The organism is Microcoleus sp. Pol17C6 (assembly GCF_036701145.1).
Lineage (GTDB): Bacteria > Cyanobacteriota > Cyanobacteriia > Cyanobacteriales > Microcoleaceae > Microcoleus.
The window spans coordinates 107351-128459 of the sequence record NZ_JAUBQH010000012.1 but is presented as its reverse complement, the minus strand read 5'-3'; the positions used below and the strand labels follow the sequence as shown (position 1 = coordinate 128459).

13 protein-coding genes are annotated in these 21109 nt (G+C 45.0%); 12 read left to right on the top strand and 1 reads right to left on the bottom strand.

Going from position 1 to position 21109, the window contains the following annotated elements; all coding sequences use genetic code 11:
• From QUA25_RS09010 to QUA25_RS08960, 11 genes are all read left to right on the top strand, one after another.
• The coding region (locus QUA25_RS09010) for an HNH endonuclease (RefSeq protein WP_445305260.1) at nucleotides 1-295 on the top strand (295 nt) is incomplete at its 5' end.
• A gap of 170 nt (nucleotides 296-465) precedes the next feature.
• The gene (locus QUA25_RS09005) at nucleotides 466-3216 is read left to right on the top strand and encodes a DEAD/DEAH box helicase (protein WP_333037122.1); all 2751 of its coding nucleotides are present in this window, start codon (nucleotides 466-468) and stop codon (nucleotides 3214-3216) included.
• A gap of 394 nt (nucleotides 3217-3610) precedes the next feature.
• Complete coding sequence (locus tag QUA25_RS09000; RefSeq protein WP_445242204.1) at nucleotides 3611-6352, top strand: family 10 glycosylhydrolase; 2742 nt, start codon at nucleotides 3611-3613, stop codon at nucleotides 6350-6352.
• Between the two features lie 607 nt (nucleotides 6353-6959).
• A complete protein-coding gene (locus QUA25_RS08995) occupies nucleotides 6960-10904 on the top strand; it encodes a PAS domain S-box protein (protein WP_333119674.1) in 3945 nt (1314 codons plus the stop codon).
• A gap of 7 nt (nucleotides 10905-10911) precedes the next feature.
• On the top strand, nucleotides 10912-12336 hold the full coding sequence (locus QUA25_RS08990; RefSeq protein ID WP_333037119.1) for a response regulator: 1425 nt from the start codon (nucleotides 10912-10914) through the stop codon (nucleotides 12334-12336).
• 207 nt (nucleotides 12337-12543) lie between these two features.
• Entirely contained in the window at nucleotides 12544-12936 is a 393-nt protein-coding gene (locus QUA25_RS08985; protein ID WP_333037118.1) for a response regulator, read from the top strand.
• Nucleotides 12933-15491, top strand: a complete 2559-nt coding sequence (locus QUA25_RS08980; RefSeq protein WP_333037117.1) for a response regulator — start codon at nucleotides 12933-12935, stop codon at nucleotides 15489-15491. The genes QUA25_RS08985 and QUA25_RS08980 overlap by 4 nt, the downstream gene beginning before the upstream one ends.
• Nucleotides 15466-17124: an adenylate/guanylate cyclase domain-containing protein gene (locus QUA25_RS08975; protein WP_333037116.1), complete on the top strand. Its 1659-nt coding sequence runs from the start codon at nucleotides 15466-15468 to the stop codon at nucleotides 17122-17124. The genes QUA25_RS08980 and QUA25_RS08975 overlap by 26 nt, the downstream gene beginning before the upstream one ends.
• Before the next feature lie 68 nt (nucleotides 17125-17192).
• The gene (locus tag QUA25_RS08970) at nucleotides 17193-17708 is read left to right on the top strand and encodes a DUF1499 domain-containing protein (protein ID WP_333037115.1); all 516 of its coding nucleotides are present in this window, start codon (nucleotides 17193-17195) and stop codon (nucleotides 17706-17708) included.
• A gap of 390 nt (nucleotides 17709-18098) precedes the next feature.
• A complete protein-coding gene (locus tag QUA25_RS08965; protein ID WP_333037114.1) occupies nucleotides 18099-18956 on the top strand; it encodes a DUF2382 domain-containing protein in 858 nt (285 codons plus the stop codon).
• 220 nt (nucleotides 18957-19176) lie between these two features.
• Nucleotides 19177-20070 carry a DUF2382 domain-containing protein gene (locus tag QUA25_RS08960; protein ID WP_333037113.1) on the top strand — a complete coding sequence of 298 codons (894 nt, stop codon included), beginning with the start codon at nucleotides 19177-19179 and terminating at the stop codon, nucleotides 20068-20070.
• Nucleotides 20071-20096: 26 nt separating this feature from the next.
• Here QUA25_RS08960 and QUA25_RS08955 read toward each other — a convergent pair whose 3' ends face one another.
• Complete coding sequence (locus QUA25_RS08955; RefSeq protein WP_333037112.1) at nucleotides 20097-20342, bottom strand: hypothetical protein; 246 nt, start codon at nucleotides 20340-20342, stop codon at nucleotides 20097-20099.
• Between the two features lie 18 nt (nucleotides 20343-20360).
• On the opposite strand from QUA25_RS08955, the gene QUA25_RS08950 reads away from it, so the two are divergent.
• On the top strand, nucleotides 20361-20846 hold the full coding sequence (locus QUA25_RS08950; protein WP_333037111.1) for a glutathione peroxidase: 486 nt from the start codon (nucleotides 20361-20363) through the stop codon (nucleotides 20844-20846).
• The last annotated feature ends 263 nt before the right edge of the window (nucleotides 20847-21109 follow it).

Sequence of the window (21109 nt, the reverse complement as noted above, 5' to 3'; positions counted from 1 at the left end):
GGGCAATTCAACGCCTTACGATGGTGACTGGATTTACTGGAGCAAAAGACGTGGAGAATACCCTGAAACACCAACAACAGTGGCAACACTCCTGAAGACACAAAAAGGTAAATGTACCCACTGCGGTCTGTACTTTACACCTACAGACACTGTAGAAGTTGACCATATCCTACCCCGCTCCCTAGGCGGTAAGGATGAGTATAAAAACCTCCAACTTCTGCACAAGCATTGTCACGACACAAAAACGGAAAATGACGGTTCCCTTAATAAGGACTATCATAGCAATCCGTTCTGAGTTGTATCCTTAACAAAGGATGAAGATACTGAGGAGCGGAATGAAGCGAAAGTTTCACGTTCCGTTCTGAAAGAGAGGTAGGGGTAGAAATGCCCCTATCGACTCTACCCTGCTGACTTGCTTTCAGCAAGATTTAAGCATACTTATCCTGCAACCTTATAATAATTCTTGTGCCAGACACTGCCCAGAACCGCCCAGAGCTGGATCTGAAGACCATATTTCCATTCGAGCTAGATAACTTTCAGAGAGAGGCGATCGCCGCCCTCGATGCAGGTAAATCGGTTGTCGTGTGTGCTCCCACAGGCTCTGGGAAAACGTTAATCGGGGAATACGCCATCCATCAAGCACTCTCCAGGGGGCGGCGCGTCTTCTATACCACTCCCCTCAAAGCACTCTCTAACCAAAAGCTGCGCGACTTCCGCAGTCAATTTGGAGACGAAAACGTAGGTTTGCTCACGGGCGACATCTCCGTCAATCGAGATGCGCCGATTTTGGTGATGACTACCGAAATATTTCGGAATATGCTCTACGGTACGCCGATCGGAGAAGTCGGTACTTCCCTCACCGGAGTAGAAACCGTGGTGCTAGACGAGTGTCACTACATGAACGATCGCCAGCGCGGTACCGTCTGGGAAGAATCCATCATCTACTGTTCGAGCGAAATTCAACTTCTCGCCCTCTCAGCAACCGTTGCCAATAGCGACCAACTCACAGACTGGATTAACAAAGTCCACGGGCCCACTGAACTCGTCTACTCAGACTTTCGGCCAGTGCCGCTGCAATTCCACTTCGCCAACCAAAAAGGGATATTTCCCCTGCTAGACGAGACCGGCAAAAGAGCGAATGTTCGGTTAGTCCCCAAAAAGAAGCAGCAAAAAGTAGAAAGAGGCAGCATCCCCACTCCGAGTTTGACCGATGTTTTGGCCCGGTTGGACGATCGAGATATGCTACCAGCAATTTACTTCATCTTCAGCCGTCGCGGGTGCGACCAAGCCGTCGCCGAAGTCGGCAATTTCTCCCTGGTTAACGAAGCCGAAACAGCCGAACTCAAACGCATCATTGACGATTTTTTACAGCGAAACCCAGAAGCAGAACGCTTCGGTCAAAAAGAAGCTCTTTTAAAAGGCATCGCCGCCCACCACGCAGGCATTTTGCCCGCTTGGAAAGGTTTAGTAGAAGAACTATTTGGCAGAGGTTTGATTAAAGTCGTATTTGCCACCGAAACCCTAGCAGCCGGGATTAATATGCCCGCCCGCACCACAGTCATTTCCACCCTGTCCAAGCGCACCGACAAGGGACACCGACTGCTAAACGCTTCAGAATTCCTGCAAATGGCCGGTCGGGCTGGTCGGCGGGGCATGGACAAGCTGGGGCACGTCGTCGCAGTTCAGACGCGCTTTGAAGGCGCAAAAGAAGCCTCTTATTTGGCAACAGCCAAAGCCGACCCTCTCGCCAGTCAGTTTACGCCCAGCTACGGCATGGTGCTGAATTTGCTGCAAACACACACTCTCGACGAAGCTCAAGAGTTGGTAGAGCGAAGTTTCGGTCAATACCTGTCAACCTTGTACTTGCAGCCGCAGCAAGAAGAATTAGACCGGCTGCAAACAGAATTGGCTGTCCTGGAACAGTCCCTGGCGGCCGGAGGAAATGTCTCCACCCTGGAAAAAGAGCTCGCCCATTACGAAAAATTGCAGGCAAGACTCAAAGAAGACAAACGTTTGCTCAAAATTCTCTTGCAGCAAGCTGAAGAAGCCAGATTTAAGGAAATGTCCGTAGCTGTGGCTTTTGCAGTGCTCGGCACGGTTCTGAGTCTCAAAGGTAAACACGTTCCGACAGCAAAACGATCGCACACAAATCCTGTACCCGCCGTATTGGTTGCCAAAATCGCAGGTTCTGGCCAAGCACCAAATTTGGTGTGCTTGGGCAAAGATAACCGCTGGTATGTCGTCGCCATTAGCGATGTCGCTACCCTGCACGCCGAATTACCTCGCTTGAGCGTTGCAGATACCTTGAACCCGCCGTCGGAAATGCCCCTGAGACTCGGCCAGTGCCGCTTGGGAAATGAAGAAACTGCTTCAATTGCTGCATCGATCCCACAATTGCCGACACCGGAACCGAGCCCAGAGGCGATCGAGCAACAGCAGAAAATCGCAGCCCTAGAAGCTAAGCTAGAAATTCACCCGGTTCTAGAATGGGGAAATCCCGGTACTTTGCTCAAACGCCAGCGCCGCCGGGAAGAATTGAAAAAAGAAATCCGCAAAAGCGAACAAGAATTAGAAAAGCAGCGAGCTCGCTACTGGGAGCAATTTCTCAACTTAATCGACATCTTGCTTAATTTCGGCTGCTTGGAAAAAGTAGTTTCGGCAACGGGAAACCGAGATGACTCCTCCGACAGGTTGGTGCCCACAGTCTTGGGCCAAGCTTGCGCGGCTATTCGCGGTGATAACGAACTGTGGCTGGGTTTGTCGCTGATGTCTGCTGAGTTTGACGAACTCGACCCCCACCACCTCGCTGCAGCTTGTGCGGCCTTAGTTACAGAAGTTTCCAGGCCCGACAGTTGGACTCACTACTCGCTGTCGCCGGAAGTTTTGGCACCTTTGGACAATCTGCAAAAAGGCTTGCGCCGCCGCTTGTTTCAAGTGCAGTACCGTCATGAAGCTGCAATCCCGATTTGGCTGGAACGGGATTTAGTGACTTTAGTTGAGCAGTGGGCTCTGGGTGTTGAATGGCTGGAACTGATTAGCCATACGAGTTTGGATGAAGGGGATGTGGTGCGGATTTTGCGCCGGACTTTGGATTTCTTGTCTCAGATTCCTCATGTTCCTCATGTTTCGGATTCTTTGCGGAGGAATGCTGGTCGGGCGATGCAGTTAATCGATAGATTCCCGGTGAATGAAGCTGCAACGCCAGAAAATTGTTGACAGTTGACTGTTGACAGTTGGCTGTTGGCTGTTGGCTGTCCGACATCTAAATTGTATTTTTGGTTTTTCAACCCAAATGCACCCAGGTTTTAATCTAAAATCGTTTCCGGTTGCATCGGTATTGTTCAAATGCCAAAATGTCCAAACAGTCAACTGTCAACTGTCATGAGGAATAGATCAAGATTTAAATCCAAAATCTAAAATCTAAAATCCAAAATCTAAAATCTAAAATCTAAAATCGCTCGATCGCACTTTTTCCTGATTCAGGTTGCAGGGCAGGATAGAAAATTGTATGGTGCGGATCGATCGCTCTTAATTGTTATTGAATTTTTGTCTAGCGGTGCGCTGGGTAATTCTCCTATTTATGATGCAACAAATCAAAAAGCCTCATCAAATGCCTGATGCCTGCTCCCAGGCTAAAAAAATTCGCTTTTTCACTTTCTTGCAAAGAGTCTTAATTGGAACTCTAGCGAGTACATTACTCAATCTCTTCATCCTATTTCCCTCTCCGAGTTTCGCAGAAGTAGTTCTGGGTGTGGTTCGCAGTTCCGAGAATTCTCCCGACTGGGTAAAGATTACCACGCGCCTCTGGGAAAGTGGCATTGCTTACAAACCAATCAATCTCGAAGAAATCAAAAGTACGGCGGATTTAACAGGCGTTAACGTGCTGTTTTTGCCCAACATTGAAACTTTGACTCCTGCACAAATTAAAGTTTTAGAAGCTTGGGCATCCCAGGGCGGCCGCTTGATTGCTTCGGGCCCCGTCGGCCGCAGTTCCCCGGCTTTGGTGCGCCAATCTTTGCGATCGCTCCTCGGGGCCTATTGGGCTTTTCCGTTAACCCAACCGGCAACCCCGCAACCGCGCAACCGCTGTCGGGATCTTGCTTGCACTACTTCTAGCAATTGGGTGCCGACTGCACAACAAAATGCTTCTGTTCAAGGCGGTGTCTTGATTCCGGCTGATGCGAACAGTCAAACTATTGCTACTTGGAAAGATAGTTCCGGTTCCTCCGCAGCCATCGCCACGGATCGCGCTACCTACCTCGGCTGGCGCTGGGGTAGCGACGGTTCGGCAAATGTAGATAAGGCTTGGCTGCAAGCCTCGATCGCCCGCTGGGGAGGCACGATCGCTTCTGGGCCTGTAGCGCCGCCCACTGCTGCCGCGACCCCACTGCCAACTCCCCCCTCAAGAGTCACTAGAAACAGCCCTAGTTCGCCGCGTACTACCCCGCTGAGCCGACTTTCTCCCTCTGGCTCGCTTCCCGATCCAGTTCCTGCAACTTTTACAGATCCTTCGGATCAGTCGGCGCCGGCGGGTTTGGACGTGCAGCCAAATTCCAATAAGCCGATCGTCAGCATTGAAGCGTACTTGATGCGCCAAGAACTCACTAACCTCCTCGGCCGGTTTGAAAGCGCCCTGACAGCATCTAATTCAGCCAATACCGCCGTCAATCTCAATGCTGCTAGCACCCCTCAACTGGTGGCGGCAGAACAGGGGGGCGGCGGCCCGGCAGCCAGTCGCTTGACTATTCTGCAAGCGAGCAGGACGGGGGCGATCGCCCAAGCGCGACAGGTTTTGCAAACTTTCGACCAACTCCTGCAACAGCAAAACTACGCGGAGGCTAGAAAGCAGTGGGTGGAAGCGCGGCAGTTGCTGTGGCAAAATTACCCGAAGGAAGGACAGCGCGTTGGGGCGGAAATTCGGGCGGTTTGGCTCGATCGCGGTACGATCGTCGCAGCGCGATCGGAACAGGGTTTGGCGGCAGTGTTCGATCGACTCGCAGCCGCCGGTATCAATACGGTTTTCTTTGAAACTTTGAATGCCGGATATACGATTTATCCCAGTCAAGTTGCAGCGCAACAAAATCCCCTAACAGTTGGCTGGGACCCGCTGGCATCTGCGGTTAAATTAGCTCACGAGCGAGGCATGGAACTGCACGCTTGGGTTTGGGTTTTTGCCACAGGAAATAAGCGCCACAATACTTTAATTGGACAGCCTAGTTCTTATCCCGGGCCGGTACTTTCCTCTCATCCACAGTGGGCAAATCTTGACAATAAAGGACGCACGCAAAATCCTAACGATGGTAAATTTTATATCGACCCGGCGAACCCGGAAGCGCGTAATTATTTGCTGCAAATTATCAGCGAAATTGCCAACAACTACAAAGTAGATGGGGTGCAATTAGACTATATTCGCTATCCTTTTCAAGATGACAATGCGAATTTTACTTACGGTTACGGTATTGCGGCGAGGCAGCAATTTAGGCAGTTTACTGGTGCAGATCCGGTGAATATTTCCCCCAGGGACGGCAGTTTGTGGCGGCAGTGGGTTGAGTTTAAAACTAATCAAATTAATAGTTTTGTAGCTGAAGTTTCTCAGCTTTTGCGGCAGAATTATCCGCGCACAATTCTGTCGGTGGCGGTGTTTCCGCACCCGGAAAGTCAGCGGATTTACAAAATTCAGCAAAATTGGGAAGTTTGGGCTCGTCAGGGCATTGTAGATTTGATTGTGCCGATGACTTATGCTTTGGATACAAACCGACTTCAGCGCATTACGGAACCGTTGGTAAAGGAACAAATTCTGGGTTCGGCTTTGATTTCTCCGTCGGTTAAGTTGTTGAGTCTCCCGGAAGTGGTGGCGATCGACCAAATTCAAGCTTTGCGCGATTTGCCGACAGGGGGCTATGCTATTTTTGCGGTGGAAAGTATCAGCAGCGGGATGCAGGGGTTTTTTAACCGCACTCAAGGCACGCCAGTGCGTTCCACTTCTGCTGCGGAGCCGATTCCTTACCGACAGCCGTTTGCAGCGGCTGCTTCGCGCTATACTGCTCTCAAGCAGGAATGGAGTTTTTTGTTGGCTAACAATCAGTTGCGGGTGTCGGAATCTGAACTGAAAGTTTTGCAAAGTCGAGCGGATGAATTGGCGCAAGCTTTGAGCAACTTGGCGGCAAATCCTTCTACGGAAAGTTTAGCCAATGCTAAAAGATTGTTAAGGGGTTTTCAATCTCAATTTCAATCTTCGATGCGCTTGCATTCTGCCGAAAATAGCTATCAGGTGCAAACTTGGCAAAATCGTTTGGAGAGTTTGGATATGCTGTTACGTTACGGCGAAAGGATGGAGTTGAATCGCAGGTAAATACAGATTTTTGGGTTGTGTGCTGCAGTGGATAGTGCGATCGTGCTAACATTTGGGCGATCGTACTCTAATTAATAAAACTTACGCACGTACTAAGATTTTGTGTCATGGCAAACGTAGGGAAGCACTCTCAAAGCCTTGATTTAACGCCCTTGAGTACGTCAGCCCTGATTAAGTTAGTTGGCGATGCCAGGGGTAATCCTCACCTTGGTTTTTTCACAGCAATACTTCGTTCGATCCCGCAGATGCAGTAAAAAACCCGGTGGTTGAGCAAAGCCGAAACCCGCTGTCTTGGGTCGGAGTGCGATCGCGAACTGTAAGTTTGTAAGTAGGTCATCGCAAAATAACCATAGTATCTTATCAGAGAGGGTTTAATTAAGATCCACGATCAAAGTGAGTAGATGAGTCTTCTCACCCGCCCGAACCATGTAATGTTTATTTGCACTTACTTAGTGACGACGAAAGTCCTCAAAACTTTTAAAGGTCGAGATCAAACTATTTGACCATGAGTGATTAACCGGATTTGATATTACTCGCTCGTCTCTCGCTCCAAGATTTTAACACCTACTAATTTAAACTGCCAATTTTAATCACTTTTAGGATGAATATGTTTCCTAAACCCCTCAATCGTTTGGCTACAAAATTTATCGGCAAAGCTCCATTACAAACGGTGCTAGTGGTTCCTTTTTTAGTGCAAATTGTTGGCACGGTAGGAGTTGTAGGTTGGCTATCTTTCCAAAACGGTCAGCGGGCGGTCAACGAGGTGGCCGCTCAGTTGCGGGGAGAAATTAGCGATCGCATCAAAGACCGCATGGAAAATTATATGTCAATTCCCCATATAGTCAATCACCTGAACGTTCAAGGTATCAAATTGGGGCAGTTGAACTTAGAAGACAACCAAAAACTAGAACATCATTTCCTAGAACAAATTCAATATTTTGATTCTATCAGCATCATTTACACAGGGAAAGAAAATGGAGAACATTCGGGAGCAATCCGCACTCAAGAACGGATTATGATATCGGCAGCAGACAGCTCTACTGGCAATAAATTAGCTCGATATACTCCTGACTCTCAGGGAAACCGCGTTCAATTAGCGCAAATTTCACCCAATATTTACGACCCGCGAATTCGCCCTTGGTACATAGCAGCGGTGGCGGCAAAAAAACCAATTTGGACTCCAATTTATACAGACTTTTTGACAAGGGAACTGGCAATTACTGCTGCTTTGCCTATCTACGATGACGCTGGCAAGCTGTTAGGAGTAGCTGGCAGCGATTTGCTGTTTTCTAAAATCAAAGAATTTCTGGTTAGCCTCAAAATTGGCAAGTCGGGGCAAACTTTTGTGATGGAGCGATCGGGGATGTTAATTGCCACTTCAACGGCGAGTGCAGAATTTGTGGTGGAAGGTAAAGAAACAAGACGCATCAAAGCTTCAGAAAGCGACAATCCGGTAATTAGACAAACCGCACAGCATTTAGATAAACACTACGACAGCTTAGCTAAAATCAATAATTCTCAACAGCTTACTTTTGATGTTGACGGCAAGCGAAATTTTATTCAGCTAGCTCCTTTTAAAGACGATCGAGGGTTGGATTGGCTGATTGTAGTAGTTGTACCCGAGTCTGACTTTATGGAGCAAATTAACCTCAACACACGCACGACTTTTTTACTGTCAGTTGCAGCTTTGATTGGTGCGACAATTCTGGGGATTCTTACTGCTAAATGGGTCGTACAGCCGATTTTAAGATTGAATGCGGCGGCGAAAGCTTTGGCCCGGAATGAATGGGATACAAAGCTCACTCTGAACCGCGAAGATGAACTTGGAGAACTTGCTGCTGCTTTTAACAGCATGGCAGAGCAATTGCAGCATTCATTTACTTCCCTATCGGAAAACGAAAGCCGAGTCAAACAATTTCTCAATGCAGTACCGCTAGGCATTTTTATTACAGAACCCAACGGTCAACCTCACTACATTAATCCTACAGGAGAGAAACTTTTATCTCAAGGAATTGTGGCAGCCAAATCCGAAAACTTGCGGCAATTATACCGAGTTTATTTAGCAGGAACTCACGAAATTTACCCTGCGGAGCGCGACCCCATTTTAAATGCTTTACAGGGCAAAAGTGTAACTGTTGATGACATTGAAATCTCCTCGACTCACAAGACTGTTCCCCTGCAAGTTTGGGGAACTCCTATTTACGATGCTAAAGGAAATATTATTTACGGGATGTGCGCTTTTCAAGATATTACGAAACGCAAACTAGCGGAGAAATTCTTAAGGGCATACAACCAAAATTTAGCACTGCAAGTAGCAGAACGCACTGCCGATCTTGCTAAGGCAAAAGAAAAGTTTTCTAAAGCTTTTCGTTTGAGTCCGAATGCGATTACAATTACAAGAATTCGTGACGGTTGTCACCTAGAAGTTAATGATAGTTTTTGCCGGATGATGGGCTACACCCAGGAAGAAATTATCGGTAAGACAGCGGTTGATCTCAACTTTTGGGCTAGTTTGAAAGAGCGTGACCGCATGATTCAAATGTTGAAAGATCAGACGGCAATTCACAATTATGAGCTGAGGTTTCGCAATAAAAATGGTACAGAAAGAACGGCACTGCTGTCTATAGAAACCATCGATATTGAGGGAGAAGCTTGTTTTTTGTCGATTTCTAGCGATATTACCGATCGCCAAAAAGCAGAAACTGCGCTCCGCGAAGCAGAAGAAAAGTACCGCAACATTTATGAAAATGCTTTAAATGGAATTTTTCAAACTGCTGTTGACGGGAAATACATCAGCGCTAACCCCGCTTTAGCTAAGCTTTACGGTTACGACTCCCCTGCAGAATTAATAGCAGCACAGCCGAATTTCAAGAACCAGCTTTACGTGAAACCCAACCGCCGCGACGAATTTGCAGCGCTGATGAACGAGTACGGGATACTATCAAACTTTGAATCGGAAATTTACCGCAAAGATGGCAGCATAATCTGGATTTCGGAAAATTGTCGCGCTGTCTGCGATGAAGCAGGAAATTTACTGTACTACGAAGGTTTTATTAAAGACATTACTGATAACAAACAAGCGGAAATCAAAATGCAGCAGGCGAAAGAAGCGGCCGAAGCAGCCAACAAAGCGAAGAGTACCTTTCTCGCCAACATGAGCCACGAATTGCGATCGCCCCTGAACGCGGTCATCGGCTTTGCTCAAGTCCTGATCCGCAGTCAAAAGTTGTCTCAGGAAAATCAAGAAAATGTCGGAATTATCCTGCGGAGTGGCGAACATTTACTGGCTTTAATTAACCAAGTCTTAGACTTGTCAAAAATCGAAGCCGGACGCACGACGCTTAATGCAAAAAGCTTCGATTTGTACCAACTAATCGACGATTTAGAAGATATGTTTGCTCTCAAAGCTGAGCAAAAAGGTTTGCAATTAATCTTCGACACAGACGGAGAAGTTCCCCATTACATTTGTACTGATGAAGTTAAATTGCGGCAAGTCTTAATTAATTTGCTCAATAATGCGATTAAATTTACCTCAGAAGGGGGAGTGTCGGTGCAAGTCAAAGGAGGAAGGCAGAATATACATAAAAACAGCACTGACCAATTGCCCGGCCGCTACTGGCTGCATTTTGAAGTTCAAGATACTGGTGCAGGCATTGCTGCTGAAGAAATCCATCAGTTGTTTGAAGCATTCGTGCAGACAAAAACAGGTAAAGATTCTCAGGAAGGAACGGGTTTAGGTTTAGCTATTAGCCGCCAGTTCGTGCAATTAATGGGAGGTGAAATTACTGTTAGTAGCGAGATCGGAAAGGGTGCAGTATTTCAGTTTGACATCCAAGTTCATCTGGTTGAAGCTAGTGATATTGAAAGCAAAAAAACTCAACGTCGAGTTGTTGCCCTCGAACCGAATCAGCCGAGTTATCGCTTGCTAATTGTGGACGACAAACCTTGGAACCGCCAACTCTTAGTAAAACTTCTCAGTCCACTCGGATTTGAGTTGAGAGAAGCGAATAACGGTAAAGAAGCGGTTGATATTTTTAGGGAGTGGGAACCGCATCTGATTTGGATGGACATGAGAATGCCTGTGATGGACGGCTATGAGGCAACGAAACAGATTAAAACTACAACTGGCGGGCAAGCAACGGCGATTGTGGCCCTAACTGCTAGCGTTTTGGAGGAAGAACGGGCGGTGATTCTTTCGGCGGGTTGCGATGATTTTATGCGGAAACCGTTCCGCGAGGAGGATATCTTTGTGGCAATGGGAAAACATTTAGGAGTACGCTATATTTATGAAGATCCAACCGCAGTAAGTGGCGCAGGTGTAGAGGAGTCAAGTCAGGAGGTGCTGACACCGGAGGCTTTCGCCTCTCTTTCTCCAGACTGGATGGCCCAATTTAAGCAAAGTATTTTGAGTGTGGAGATGGAGGCGATCGCAACTTCGATCGCACAAATCGGCACTGTCAATCCCTCTCTTGCGGGCAAGCTTCAAGATTGCATTAATAATTTTGAATATGACAGAATTTTGAACATAATCGAACTCAGCGAGAAACAGTAAATACCAGATGACTTCAACTTCACTTAAAACCCATCGAGCTAATATTTTAGTAGTGGACGATACGCCAGAAAACCTGCGGCTGCTGGCAGGAATTTTGAGCGAAAAAGGCTATCAAGTTCGCCCCGTACCCAATGGCAAGCTAGCATTGTCTGCTGCTCAAAAAATACCCCCGGATCTTGTGCTGCTGGATATTATGATGCCGGAAATGGACGGCTATCAAGTTTGCCAGCAACTCAAAGCTTCGGAAATTACCAAAGACATTCCTGTTATTTTTATTAGTGCGATCAATGACGTGCTGGATAAAGTTAAAGCTTTTGCAGTGGGCGGAGTTGACTTTATTGCTAAACCGTTTCAAATTGAAGAAGTTTTAGCCCGGATAGAAACTCACTTAAAAATTTGTTCACTGCAACAAACTTTGCAAGAAAAAAATCAAGATTTAGCAAATGCCCTGCACCAACTGCAAGCAACCCAAGAGCATTTGATTCAATCGGAAAAAATGGCAGCTCTGGGACAACTGATTGCCGGCATTGCCCACGAAATCAATACCCCCTTGGGCATTATAGGTTCCTCTATTAATAATATATCTAATTTCTCCGACGAGTTTTTAGAAAAATTTGCTGAAATTTATCCACAACTTTCTGACGAAAGCAAAGCTTATTTTTTAGCTTTACTGTACAGAGCCACCCATCAAGAAGTTTTATTCACAAGCAAAGAGAAACGCAAATTTAAGCAGCAGTTGGCGGCGGATTTGAGCGCAGAGTCTGTTGAAAACTTCGAGGAAATTGCGGATACTTTAGTTGACATGGAAATCTACGAAAAAATAGAAGAGTTTTTGCCGCTTTTTAAATCGCCGGATTGGGAAGTAGTTTTAAATAGTGCTTACCAGTTTGCGAGTTTCAAAAAAAGTATTAGCCTGATCCAAAGAGCAACAGCGAAGTCGGGTAAAGTAGTATTTGCCTTAAAAACCTACGCTCATTTTGATAGCAAACCAGAAAAAGTCCAGGCCAACTTGCATGATGGCATTGAAACGGTGTTAACCCTTTATCAAAATCAACTAAAACACGGTATAGAAGTAGTAAAAGATTATGGAGATTTACCCCAAATTATGTGCTATCCCGATGACTTAAATCAAGTTTGGACTAATCTCGTTCATAATGCCCTGCAAGCCATGGATTATAAAGGTATTTTGATGATTGAAACTCGGCAGCAAGAGGCAAATATTTTCCTCAAGTTTACTGATAACGGCAAAGGTATTCCCTCAGAAGTTATTCCCAAAATTTTTCAGCCGTTTTTTACGACTAAATCTGCGGGCGAAGGTAGCGGTTTGGGATTGGATATTGTGAAAAAAATTGTGGAAAAACACGAAGGTACAATTGCTGTAGATTCTGTACCGGGGCAGACAACTTTTACAGTCTCGCTGCCAATTTATTAAACAAAACTTATTTGCAGGGGGCTGATTCCCGGTGACACCCGTCGCTGTCTCGCAGATAAATACAAGATTTATTACAAGAAACCGGGTTTATCTTCGGAAGTCCTATTAAAATAAGATAGGGGGCAGATATCCTGCATCTTTGCCGGAAATCAATGTAAAAAGAATTCATGTCAGTAAACCTACTACAATTTAAGCAGAGAGAAAAAGATGAATAAGCCTGTAATTCTTTGCGTTGATGATGAACCGGATATCCTGAATACTCTCAAGGTTCAGCTCAAAAATGAATTTAAAAATGATTACTTTTATGAATTAGCTGAAAGTGGTGATGAAGCTTTAGATTTACTGGAGGAATTTCAAAAAAAAGCTCGGGTGATTGTGGTTGTTTCTGATTGGCTGATGCCGGGAATTAAAGGTGACGAACTTTTTATTAAAGTTCACCAAAAATATCCTAAAATTATTAAAGTGATGTTGACTGGACAAGCGGATGCAGGGGCAGTTCAGCGGGCATTAGAAGAAGCAGATTTATACTGTTGTTTGTACAAACCCTGGCAAAGCAAAGACTTAATAGACATTATAAAATCTGGGCTGGCTAAGTTATGAAAAAACCTGTGATTGTTTGTATTGATGATGAACCTGACGTTTTGAAGAGTTTAAAGATTGAACTGAAAAAGGCGATCGGCGATCGGTGTATAATTGAAACCGCTGAAGGGGGGGCTGATGCTTTAGAGTTGCTGGCTGATTTGCAGGCAGATGAATACGAGATTGCTTTGGTGCTTTCCGATTATATCATGCCGGATATTAAAGGGGATGAGCTGCTTAGAAAAATTCACGAAAGCTCGCCGGAGACGCTGACCATTATGCTAACGGGGCAAGCAGATTTGGAAGCCCTGAGTAATGCTATTAAGTATGCTAAATTGTACCGTTATATCCCTAAACCTTGGCAAAATGAAGACTTAAAATTAACGGTAGTAGAAGCTGTTCACAGTTATTTGCAAGATCAAAAGTTAACAGATGAAATTCATAAGCGCCAAGAAGTAAACGATGAGTTAAAGCTAGTAAATGAGGCGCTGTCTGCGAGTGAAAGTCGCCTGAGTCAATTTTTAGAAGCTTTGCCCGTGGGGGTATCTGTTTATCATCCCGATGGTTCGATCGCCTATTTCAACCAAACAGCGCGGGATTTGCTGGGTGCAAACACTATCCCGGAAAGCACTGCGGAACAATTAGCTGCCACTTATCAACTTTATGTTGCCAATACTGATGAGCTTTACCCCCCGGATAATCTGCCAATTTTGCGTGCACTGAAAGGAGAATCTGTCAAGGTTGACGATGTAGAACTCCGTCAAGATGGCAAAAGAATTGCGATCGAGATCAATACCACGCCGATTTTTGACGCTAGCGGAAATATTGTTTATGCGATCGCAGCTTTTCAAGATATTAGCGATCGCAAACAAGCCGAAAAAATACTAGCAGAATACCACCACACCTTAGAAGCCAAAATTGACGAACGCACAGAACAACTGCAACAAGCCGCCTTAGCTGCTGAAGCAGCAAACAAAGCTAAAAGCACGTTTATTGCCAATATGAGCCACGAGTTACGCACCCCTCTCAATTCTATACTCGGCTTTGCACAAGTCATGGAACCCAGCCCGGATCTGACTGTCGAAAACCGAGAAAATATGAGAATTATTCGCCGTAGTGGCGAACACTTGCTGAGCTTGATAAATGAAGTGTTAGACTTGTCAAAAATCGAAGCGGGACGGATGACACTCAACCCGAAAAACTTCGACCTCTACCGCTTGCTTGACGATTTGCAAGATATGTTTCAACTGCGAGTACATAATCAAGAATTGCAGTTGCATTTCCAGCGCGATGCTGATGTTCCTCAGTACGTGCGAACCGATGATATTAAACTGCGACAAGTGCTGATTAATCTTCTGAGTAATGCGATTAAGTTTACCCAAACAGGCGAAATCATCTTAAGAGTGATCAAGTTAGAAAAATCGGGATTTCTGGATTTATTGGATAGTCCCACAGCTTGCTTTGATACCACAAGAAGTATTCGGGAATTTTCGAGAGCGAGCAGTGATTTTGCCAAGGTTGAATGGAGCGATGAGGCTGATTATTCAACTGTGCCGGGTTTTTTCCTTCTATTTGAAATAGAAGATACAGGAGTTGGCATTGCTCCCGAAGAATTGGGCAATATTTTTAAGGCGTTTGTGCAAACCGCTTCCGGTAAAAAAAATCAGAAAGGCACGGGTTTAGGATTGAAGATCAGCCGTCAATTTGTCCGCCTGATGGGAGGAGAAATTGTCGTAGAAAGTCAACTGGAACTCGGCACTACTTTTAAATTTGAAATTCCAGTCGGTGCAGTTTATGCTGCTGAGCTTCCCGATCCGGAAATTAACCGCGAAGTTAGTGGGTTGGAACCCAATCAACCGTGCTACCGGATTTTAATTGTGGACGATCGCGAAGACAACCGCCAACTTTTAGTTAAAATGCTTTCTCCTTTAGGTTTCCGGGTGGAACAAGCCACCAACGGCCAGGAAGCAATAGAAATGTGGGAAAATTGGCATCCCCACTTAATTTTGATGGATGTGCGAATGCCAGTGATGGACGGCTACGAAGCTACTAAACAAATTAAGGCTAGAATCAAGCAGAGAGAGCAAGAGGGGGAAATGAATATTTCCCATCCCGACTCTCCGATTCCAAAGATTATTGCTTTGACAGCTAGTACAATTGAAGGGAGGCAAGCGTTTGCTTTATTGATCGGCTGCGACGATTTTATTAGCAAACCTTTCCGCAAAACAGATATATTTGATGCCATCAACAAACATTTGGGGGTGAAGTATCTCTACTCTAACTCAAGGGACTTTATCTCAATAGGCGATCGAAATAATTTATCTGGCTACCTCCCTAATGCTGCGCTTGCTTATTTACCTACACTTCCCGCAGAATGGGTAGACAACATGAAGCAGGTAATCCGCAGTGCTGATTTTGACTTAATTGTCAGGACAATAGACGAAATAAGGGAGCCTCATCCTGAATTTGCGGAAATCCTCCAGGGTCATCTCGATAATTTTGATTACCAGAAAATTCTCAATTTAATTGCCGAGGCGGAGGAATCAGATAATGCAGATGAAGGCGGAACAAACTGAAAACGCTCAAGCAGATATTTTAGTAGTTGACGATACGCCAGATAATCTGCGTTTGTTGATTAGAATTTTGCAAAAAAATGGCTATAAAGTTCGACCGGTTACTAATGGTTTTTCGGCGTTAGATGCAATTCAATCCAGCCCACCCGATTTGATTTTACTCGATATTATGATGCCGGATATTGACGGCTACGAACTATGTAAAAAATTAAAATCACAAGCGAAACTCAGGGAAATTCCCATCATTTTTCTCAGCGCGCTAGAAGAAGGAATAAATAAGGCCAAAGCTTTTGAAGTCGGCGGAGCCGATTATATCACAAAACCTTTTCAGGTGAAAGAAGTATTGGCGCGAGTGAGCAATCAACTTACTGTGCGTTCCTTGCAAATGCAATTGCAAGAAAAAAATCAAAAATTGACCGCTCAAAATATCCAGTTGCACCAGGAAATCGCTGAACGCCACCAGGTGGAAATGGAAACAAGATTGCTGCTGGAGGCTACTCAAGCTATTAGCAAGTCTGAGGATTTTGACTCTGCTATAGATTTGATTTTAGGTTTAATTTGCAAAACTATTGAATGGAATCTGGGCGAAGCTTGGATTCCTTGTAGTGAGGGGTTTTTAAAATGCGCTACAGGCAGGTACGTTAGTGACTTGAGTTTTGCTCAATTCCGACAAACAAGTTGGCAGTTAATTTTTGCTCCCGGTGTGGGACTCCCAGGTAGGATTTGGCAGTCGCAGCAGTCTGAATGGATCGATGATGTTTCTACTGCACCGCAACAAGTTTTTTTACGAGCGGAAATTGCAGTAAGTTTGGGATTGAAAGCGGCTTTTGGGGTGCCAATTGTAGCGGACAATCAAGTGTTAGCTATTTTGATTTTTTATCGCGAAAAAGTTCTGAAATGTCAGCCACGCTTGTTAGAATTAGTGAGCGCGGTTGCTACGCAGCTTGGTTCGTTGATTCAGCGGAAACAAGCTGAAGCAGCGCTGAAAGTGCAGCAAGCACAAACAGAGAAATTGCTGCTGAATATTTTACCTAAACCTATTGCGGATCGCTTACAAAAAGAGCAAAAGTTGATAGCGGATCATTTTGATGAGGTAAGCGTCTTGTTTGCTGATTTGGTGGGTTTTACGCAGTTTTCTGCTCACAAAAGTCCAACGCAGTTGGTAGAAATTTTGAACGGGATTTTCTCGGAGTTCGATAGGTTGTCTGAATTGCACGGGTTGGAAAAGATTAAGACGATTGGGGATGCTTACATGGTGGTTGGGGGTTTGCCGACGCCACGGGAGGATCACTCTGAGGCGATCGCACTTTTAGCTTTGGAGATGCAGGCAGCTTTGAGGAGGTTTAATGCCAAAATGGGAGAAAATTTTCAATTGAGGCTCGGAATTCACAGCGGTTCGGTGGTGGCTGGCATTATTGGGATTAGTAAATTTAGCTATGATTTGTGGGGTGATACTGTTAATGTTGCTTCACGCATGGAATCTAACGGATTGCCTGGTAAAATTCAAGTGACGGCGGCGACTTACGAGCGTTTGAAAGAGCAGTTTGTTTTGGAAGAACGGGGTCATATCCCGATTAAAGGTAAAGGAAGAATGCTGACTTACTGGTTAATTGAAGAACAAAATAAATCTTTTTAATTTTTTGATGTTAATTTCAATTAATATGAAAAGTAGACCGCATTTATACTTTCAGGAGGGCTAATCCTTTGCAAACAGTTGAAACAAAATCGCCGACAGCATGGAAAAAAGTCGTGGTTATTTTAATATCACTACTAGCAGTAGCGGTACTGTCGATCGCTACTTTTATCGCTATACCCGGAGAAAAAACAATGTTTGCTGGAACAAGACCTGCCAATATCGGGATTCAGTCAGGAAAACTCGCAGCGTGCCCGAGTTCCCCCAACTGCGTCAGCAGCTTCAGTCAAGATGCCGAACACAAAATTGAGCCTTTGGCATACACTTCGTCCGCTGCGGAAGCTATGGTAAAGCTCAAAGGAGTGATCGAGTCCTATGGAAAAACTAAAATTATCACGGCAACTGATAATTACCTGTATGCGGAGTTCACCAGTGCTTTGATGGGGTTTGTTGATGACGTTGAATTTTTGGTAGATGATGAAGCAAAAGTCATCCATGTGCGATCGGCTTCGCGTCTGGGACAGTCGGATTTGGGAGTTAACCGCAGTCGGATAGAAGCTATCAGAACTCAATTCAATCAACTCTGAACTTAAAATTTCTAACTTTCCCGAAGCCCCTCTCCTGCAAGATGAGGGGCTTTAATTTTTGTCTATTACTATGTAATGCTGATTTGTCACCACCTACTTAACAATTATTAACAATAGGCACACCACAAAGGAGTCTCCTGCAGAGGGAGGAGGACACAGCAATGCCGTGTTCCTACGGTTGGCTTTGAGTTTTAATACTTGTTATAAGATTGACGATTGTAGAGTTTTACAATCTTTAAAATAGCTGAGCGCGCTAGCACAGAAGCAGAGATGCCGTAGTATTCCTATAGTATTAAACAACCTAAATTATACACTTCTGACTTTAGGGAGAGGGAAGTTGGCGAATTAATTTCTACTATTAATTTAAGTAGAGCAAAGAGGAAAAAACACATGGCACTTCAAAGATTAGCAGAATTTTACCCTAACTATCAGGAAGAAATCTTTGCTGGAGACGACATCAAGGGATTTGATGTTTATGCTGGCGACTCTGATGAAAAAGTAGGCACAGTTTATGATGCTTTGGTTGATGACACTGGTCGTTTCCGCTATCTGGTAATTGATACCGGTATTTGGATTTTTGGCAAAAAAGTATTGCTGCCAATCGGCTCGGCCCGCTTCGACTACGGAGCCCGTCGCGTCCACGCCACAGGCCTTCGCAACAAAGCTCAAGCAGAACAATTGCCTGCTTACAATGATTTAGAAGCAGTAGATTACGATCGCGAAGAACAGGTAAGAGGCGTCTACCGCAATCAAGGAACTGCCGCTGCCACTGCAACTCCTGCTAGCTACGATCGTAGCAGCTACAACTACGATATCGACCGCCCTCTCTACGAAACCAACGAACAGCAGCACCAAAATCTCAAGCTTTATGAAGAACGCTTGATTGCCAACAAACACCGCGCAAAAACAGGCGAAGTAGCAGTGGGCAAGCGCGTGGAAACTGAAACAGCGCGAGCTTCAGTACCCATTGAAAAAGAACGAGTTGTAATCGATCGAGTAACCCCGGTAGAAGCGGGTCGAGTAGTTTCAGTCGGTGAGGCTGACTTCCAATCAGGGGAAGTTGCACGCATGGAAGTCTACGAAGAAACGGCTGACATTCACAAGGAAGCTTTTGTCCGGGAAGAAGTCAACGTCAGAAAAGAAGTTGTTCGCAGCACGGTTGAGGGCGAAGAAACCTTGCGTCGTGAAGAATTAGACGTTAAGACTGATGGAACTGCGGTTGTAGATAATAAAAATAACAAGATCTAAACCAACCGCAACAGCTATTGCATAGGAATTGCGCCTTAAGGACATAATTCTGTCACCGCGCAGGTTTGATTGGATTGGTAGTTATCGCGCAATTCCTATGTGAGGGGCGGGGGGGTACAAAACTTGTCTAGTTTTGGCAACGTTTATGCACTTTCCCCGCCTTTACCAATTTCCCCTTACCAATTCATAAGAAAAATCTCTAAGCAGGAAAGTTTAAAAAATGAACGGTCAAGCATCAGCAGAAAAGATAGCAACTGCCAAATCAATAACCCGTCTCAACCGGGTACCTGAAAAAGTCAGAACTAAGCTAAAAAGTTTTACCGTGAAAGACAACCAAGGTCACTTGGTAGGCAAAGTTAAAGATGTATATTTTGATGCTAACGGTAAGTTAAACTTTGTGGTGGCTGGGCTAGGCAGCGAAAACGCCCGCATTTTTTTATTAAGTGTTAAGCTGCTCAAAAAAGTCGATTATCACCAAAAGGCGCTGTTTGTAACTATTAATTCGGATCAAGTCGATCTGCTGCCAGTAGTTTCGGCAAATGGCGGGCATCCATATTTAGAAAATGCCTCTGAACCGGATAGTGAATTTAGCAACAGTGAGTTAACAAATCCCTCAACAGTTATGTCAAATCTAACAGATGCCGATCGCACAGATGCAAATTGGGAGACAGATCAGGATGAGGAAAACTTGGATATTGTCGATCAAGAAGTAATTCGCCTGCTAGAAGAACGATTGGTGATCAATCGCAGCAAGCGCAAAGTCGGCGAAGTCATAGTGCGAAAAGAAATTGAAACTCGGATGGTACAAGTACCCATCCAGTGGGAAAAGCTGATTGTCGAACAAGTCGGCGACGATCCGAAGGTGTTGGCAGAAATAGATTTAGGCGAAGGACACATCACCGGTATAGATTTGACCGAGATTAAGAGCGATCGCCATGAACCGACAGTTAAGGCTGAATTTACCTCTGTGCAGAAAGCTAGCAAAATCTTAAATTCGATCGCCTCTCAACCCCGTCACGGTTGCGTCAAAGTCCGCCTCGAACTCGTTCTCGAAGACAAGCAACTTGAGGATACTTACCAAAAATGGATGACCGAACACCACTCAGAAAGTTAAAATATTCGTCCTTTTCCGTGTAGATTTTAGCTATTAGCGAGAAACTTAAATCTAAGAGCGGACTGTGGCGATCCCTGATCGGGAGAAAGTTCACCGCCATCTACTAACATCATGTTCGGTAAATTAACCGTCATTTTTGTAGGGGCGGATTCACCCATATCTATAATATAAGCGCGAGATGCCTCAACCCGCCCCGATCGGGATATTGAAATTTTTAGCGATCGACCTCTAGACAAAATTGTACGGACTTGCGGTAAAATTGTGGTGGTCAAATTTAAAAGTATTTGAAAATGCCCAGCACAATCTCCGACATTAAAGTAACAACGATCGCAGGCGAAGACAAGCAGCTAGGAGAGTACGCTGGCAAGGTACTCTTGATAGTTAATGTAGCTTCCAAATGTGGCTATACACCTCAATACAAAGGACTCGAAGAATTGAGCCAGAAGTACAGCGCGGCTGGACTCCGTGTTTTAGGATTTCCCTGCAACGACTTCGGAGGCCAAGAACCCGGAAGTAATCCAGAAATCGTCAATTTCTGTACTACCAAATACGGCGTCAGCTTTGAATTATTTGACAAAGTACGCGCTAAAGGTACTCAGCAGCACCCGCTATACGCTAAGCTTACGAGTGCAGTCGAGCCCAAGGGTGAGGTTTCCTGGAATTTTGAGAAATTCTTAGTTAGCAAACAGGGTGAAGTGGTGGCCAGATTCCGCAGCAGTGTTGGCCCCGATTCGCCAGAACTAATCGCTGCTATTGAGCGAGAATTGGCAAAATAAGAAGTTCGGCAACTAAGCTGTGTACAGGATTTAACTGATTTAACGGATGGATGTTTAGGGAAGACGGAAGAAATTAATAGGCTTTTTTTCTAATAAATTGAGAGCTAATTTTTTCTTCTGATATTCCCCATTGTGTGCAAGCACTCAACCATGAAAAAATACCGATGATTGTATTTAATTGGAGAACAGTTTAATTTAATGGAAAATACATCGGGATTAGATTTAGTTGTAGGTGTACTTGCCTTCGCAATTCTGGCAGGGGG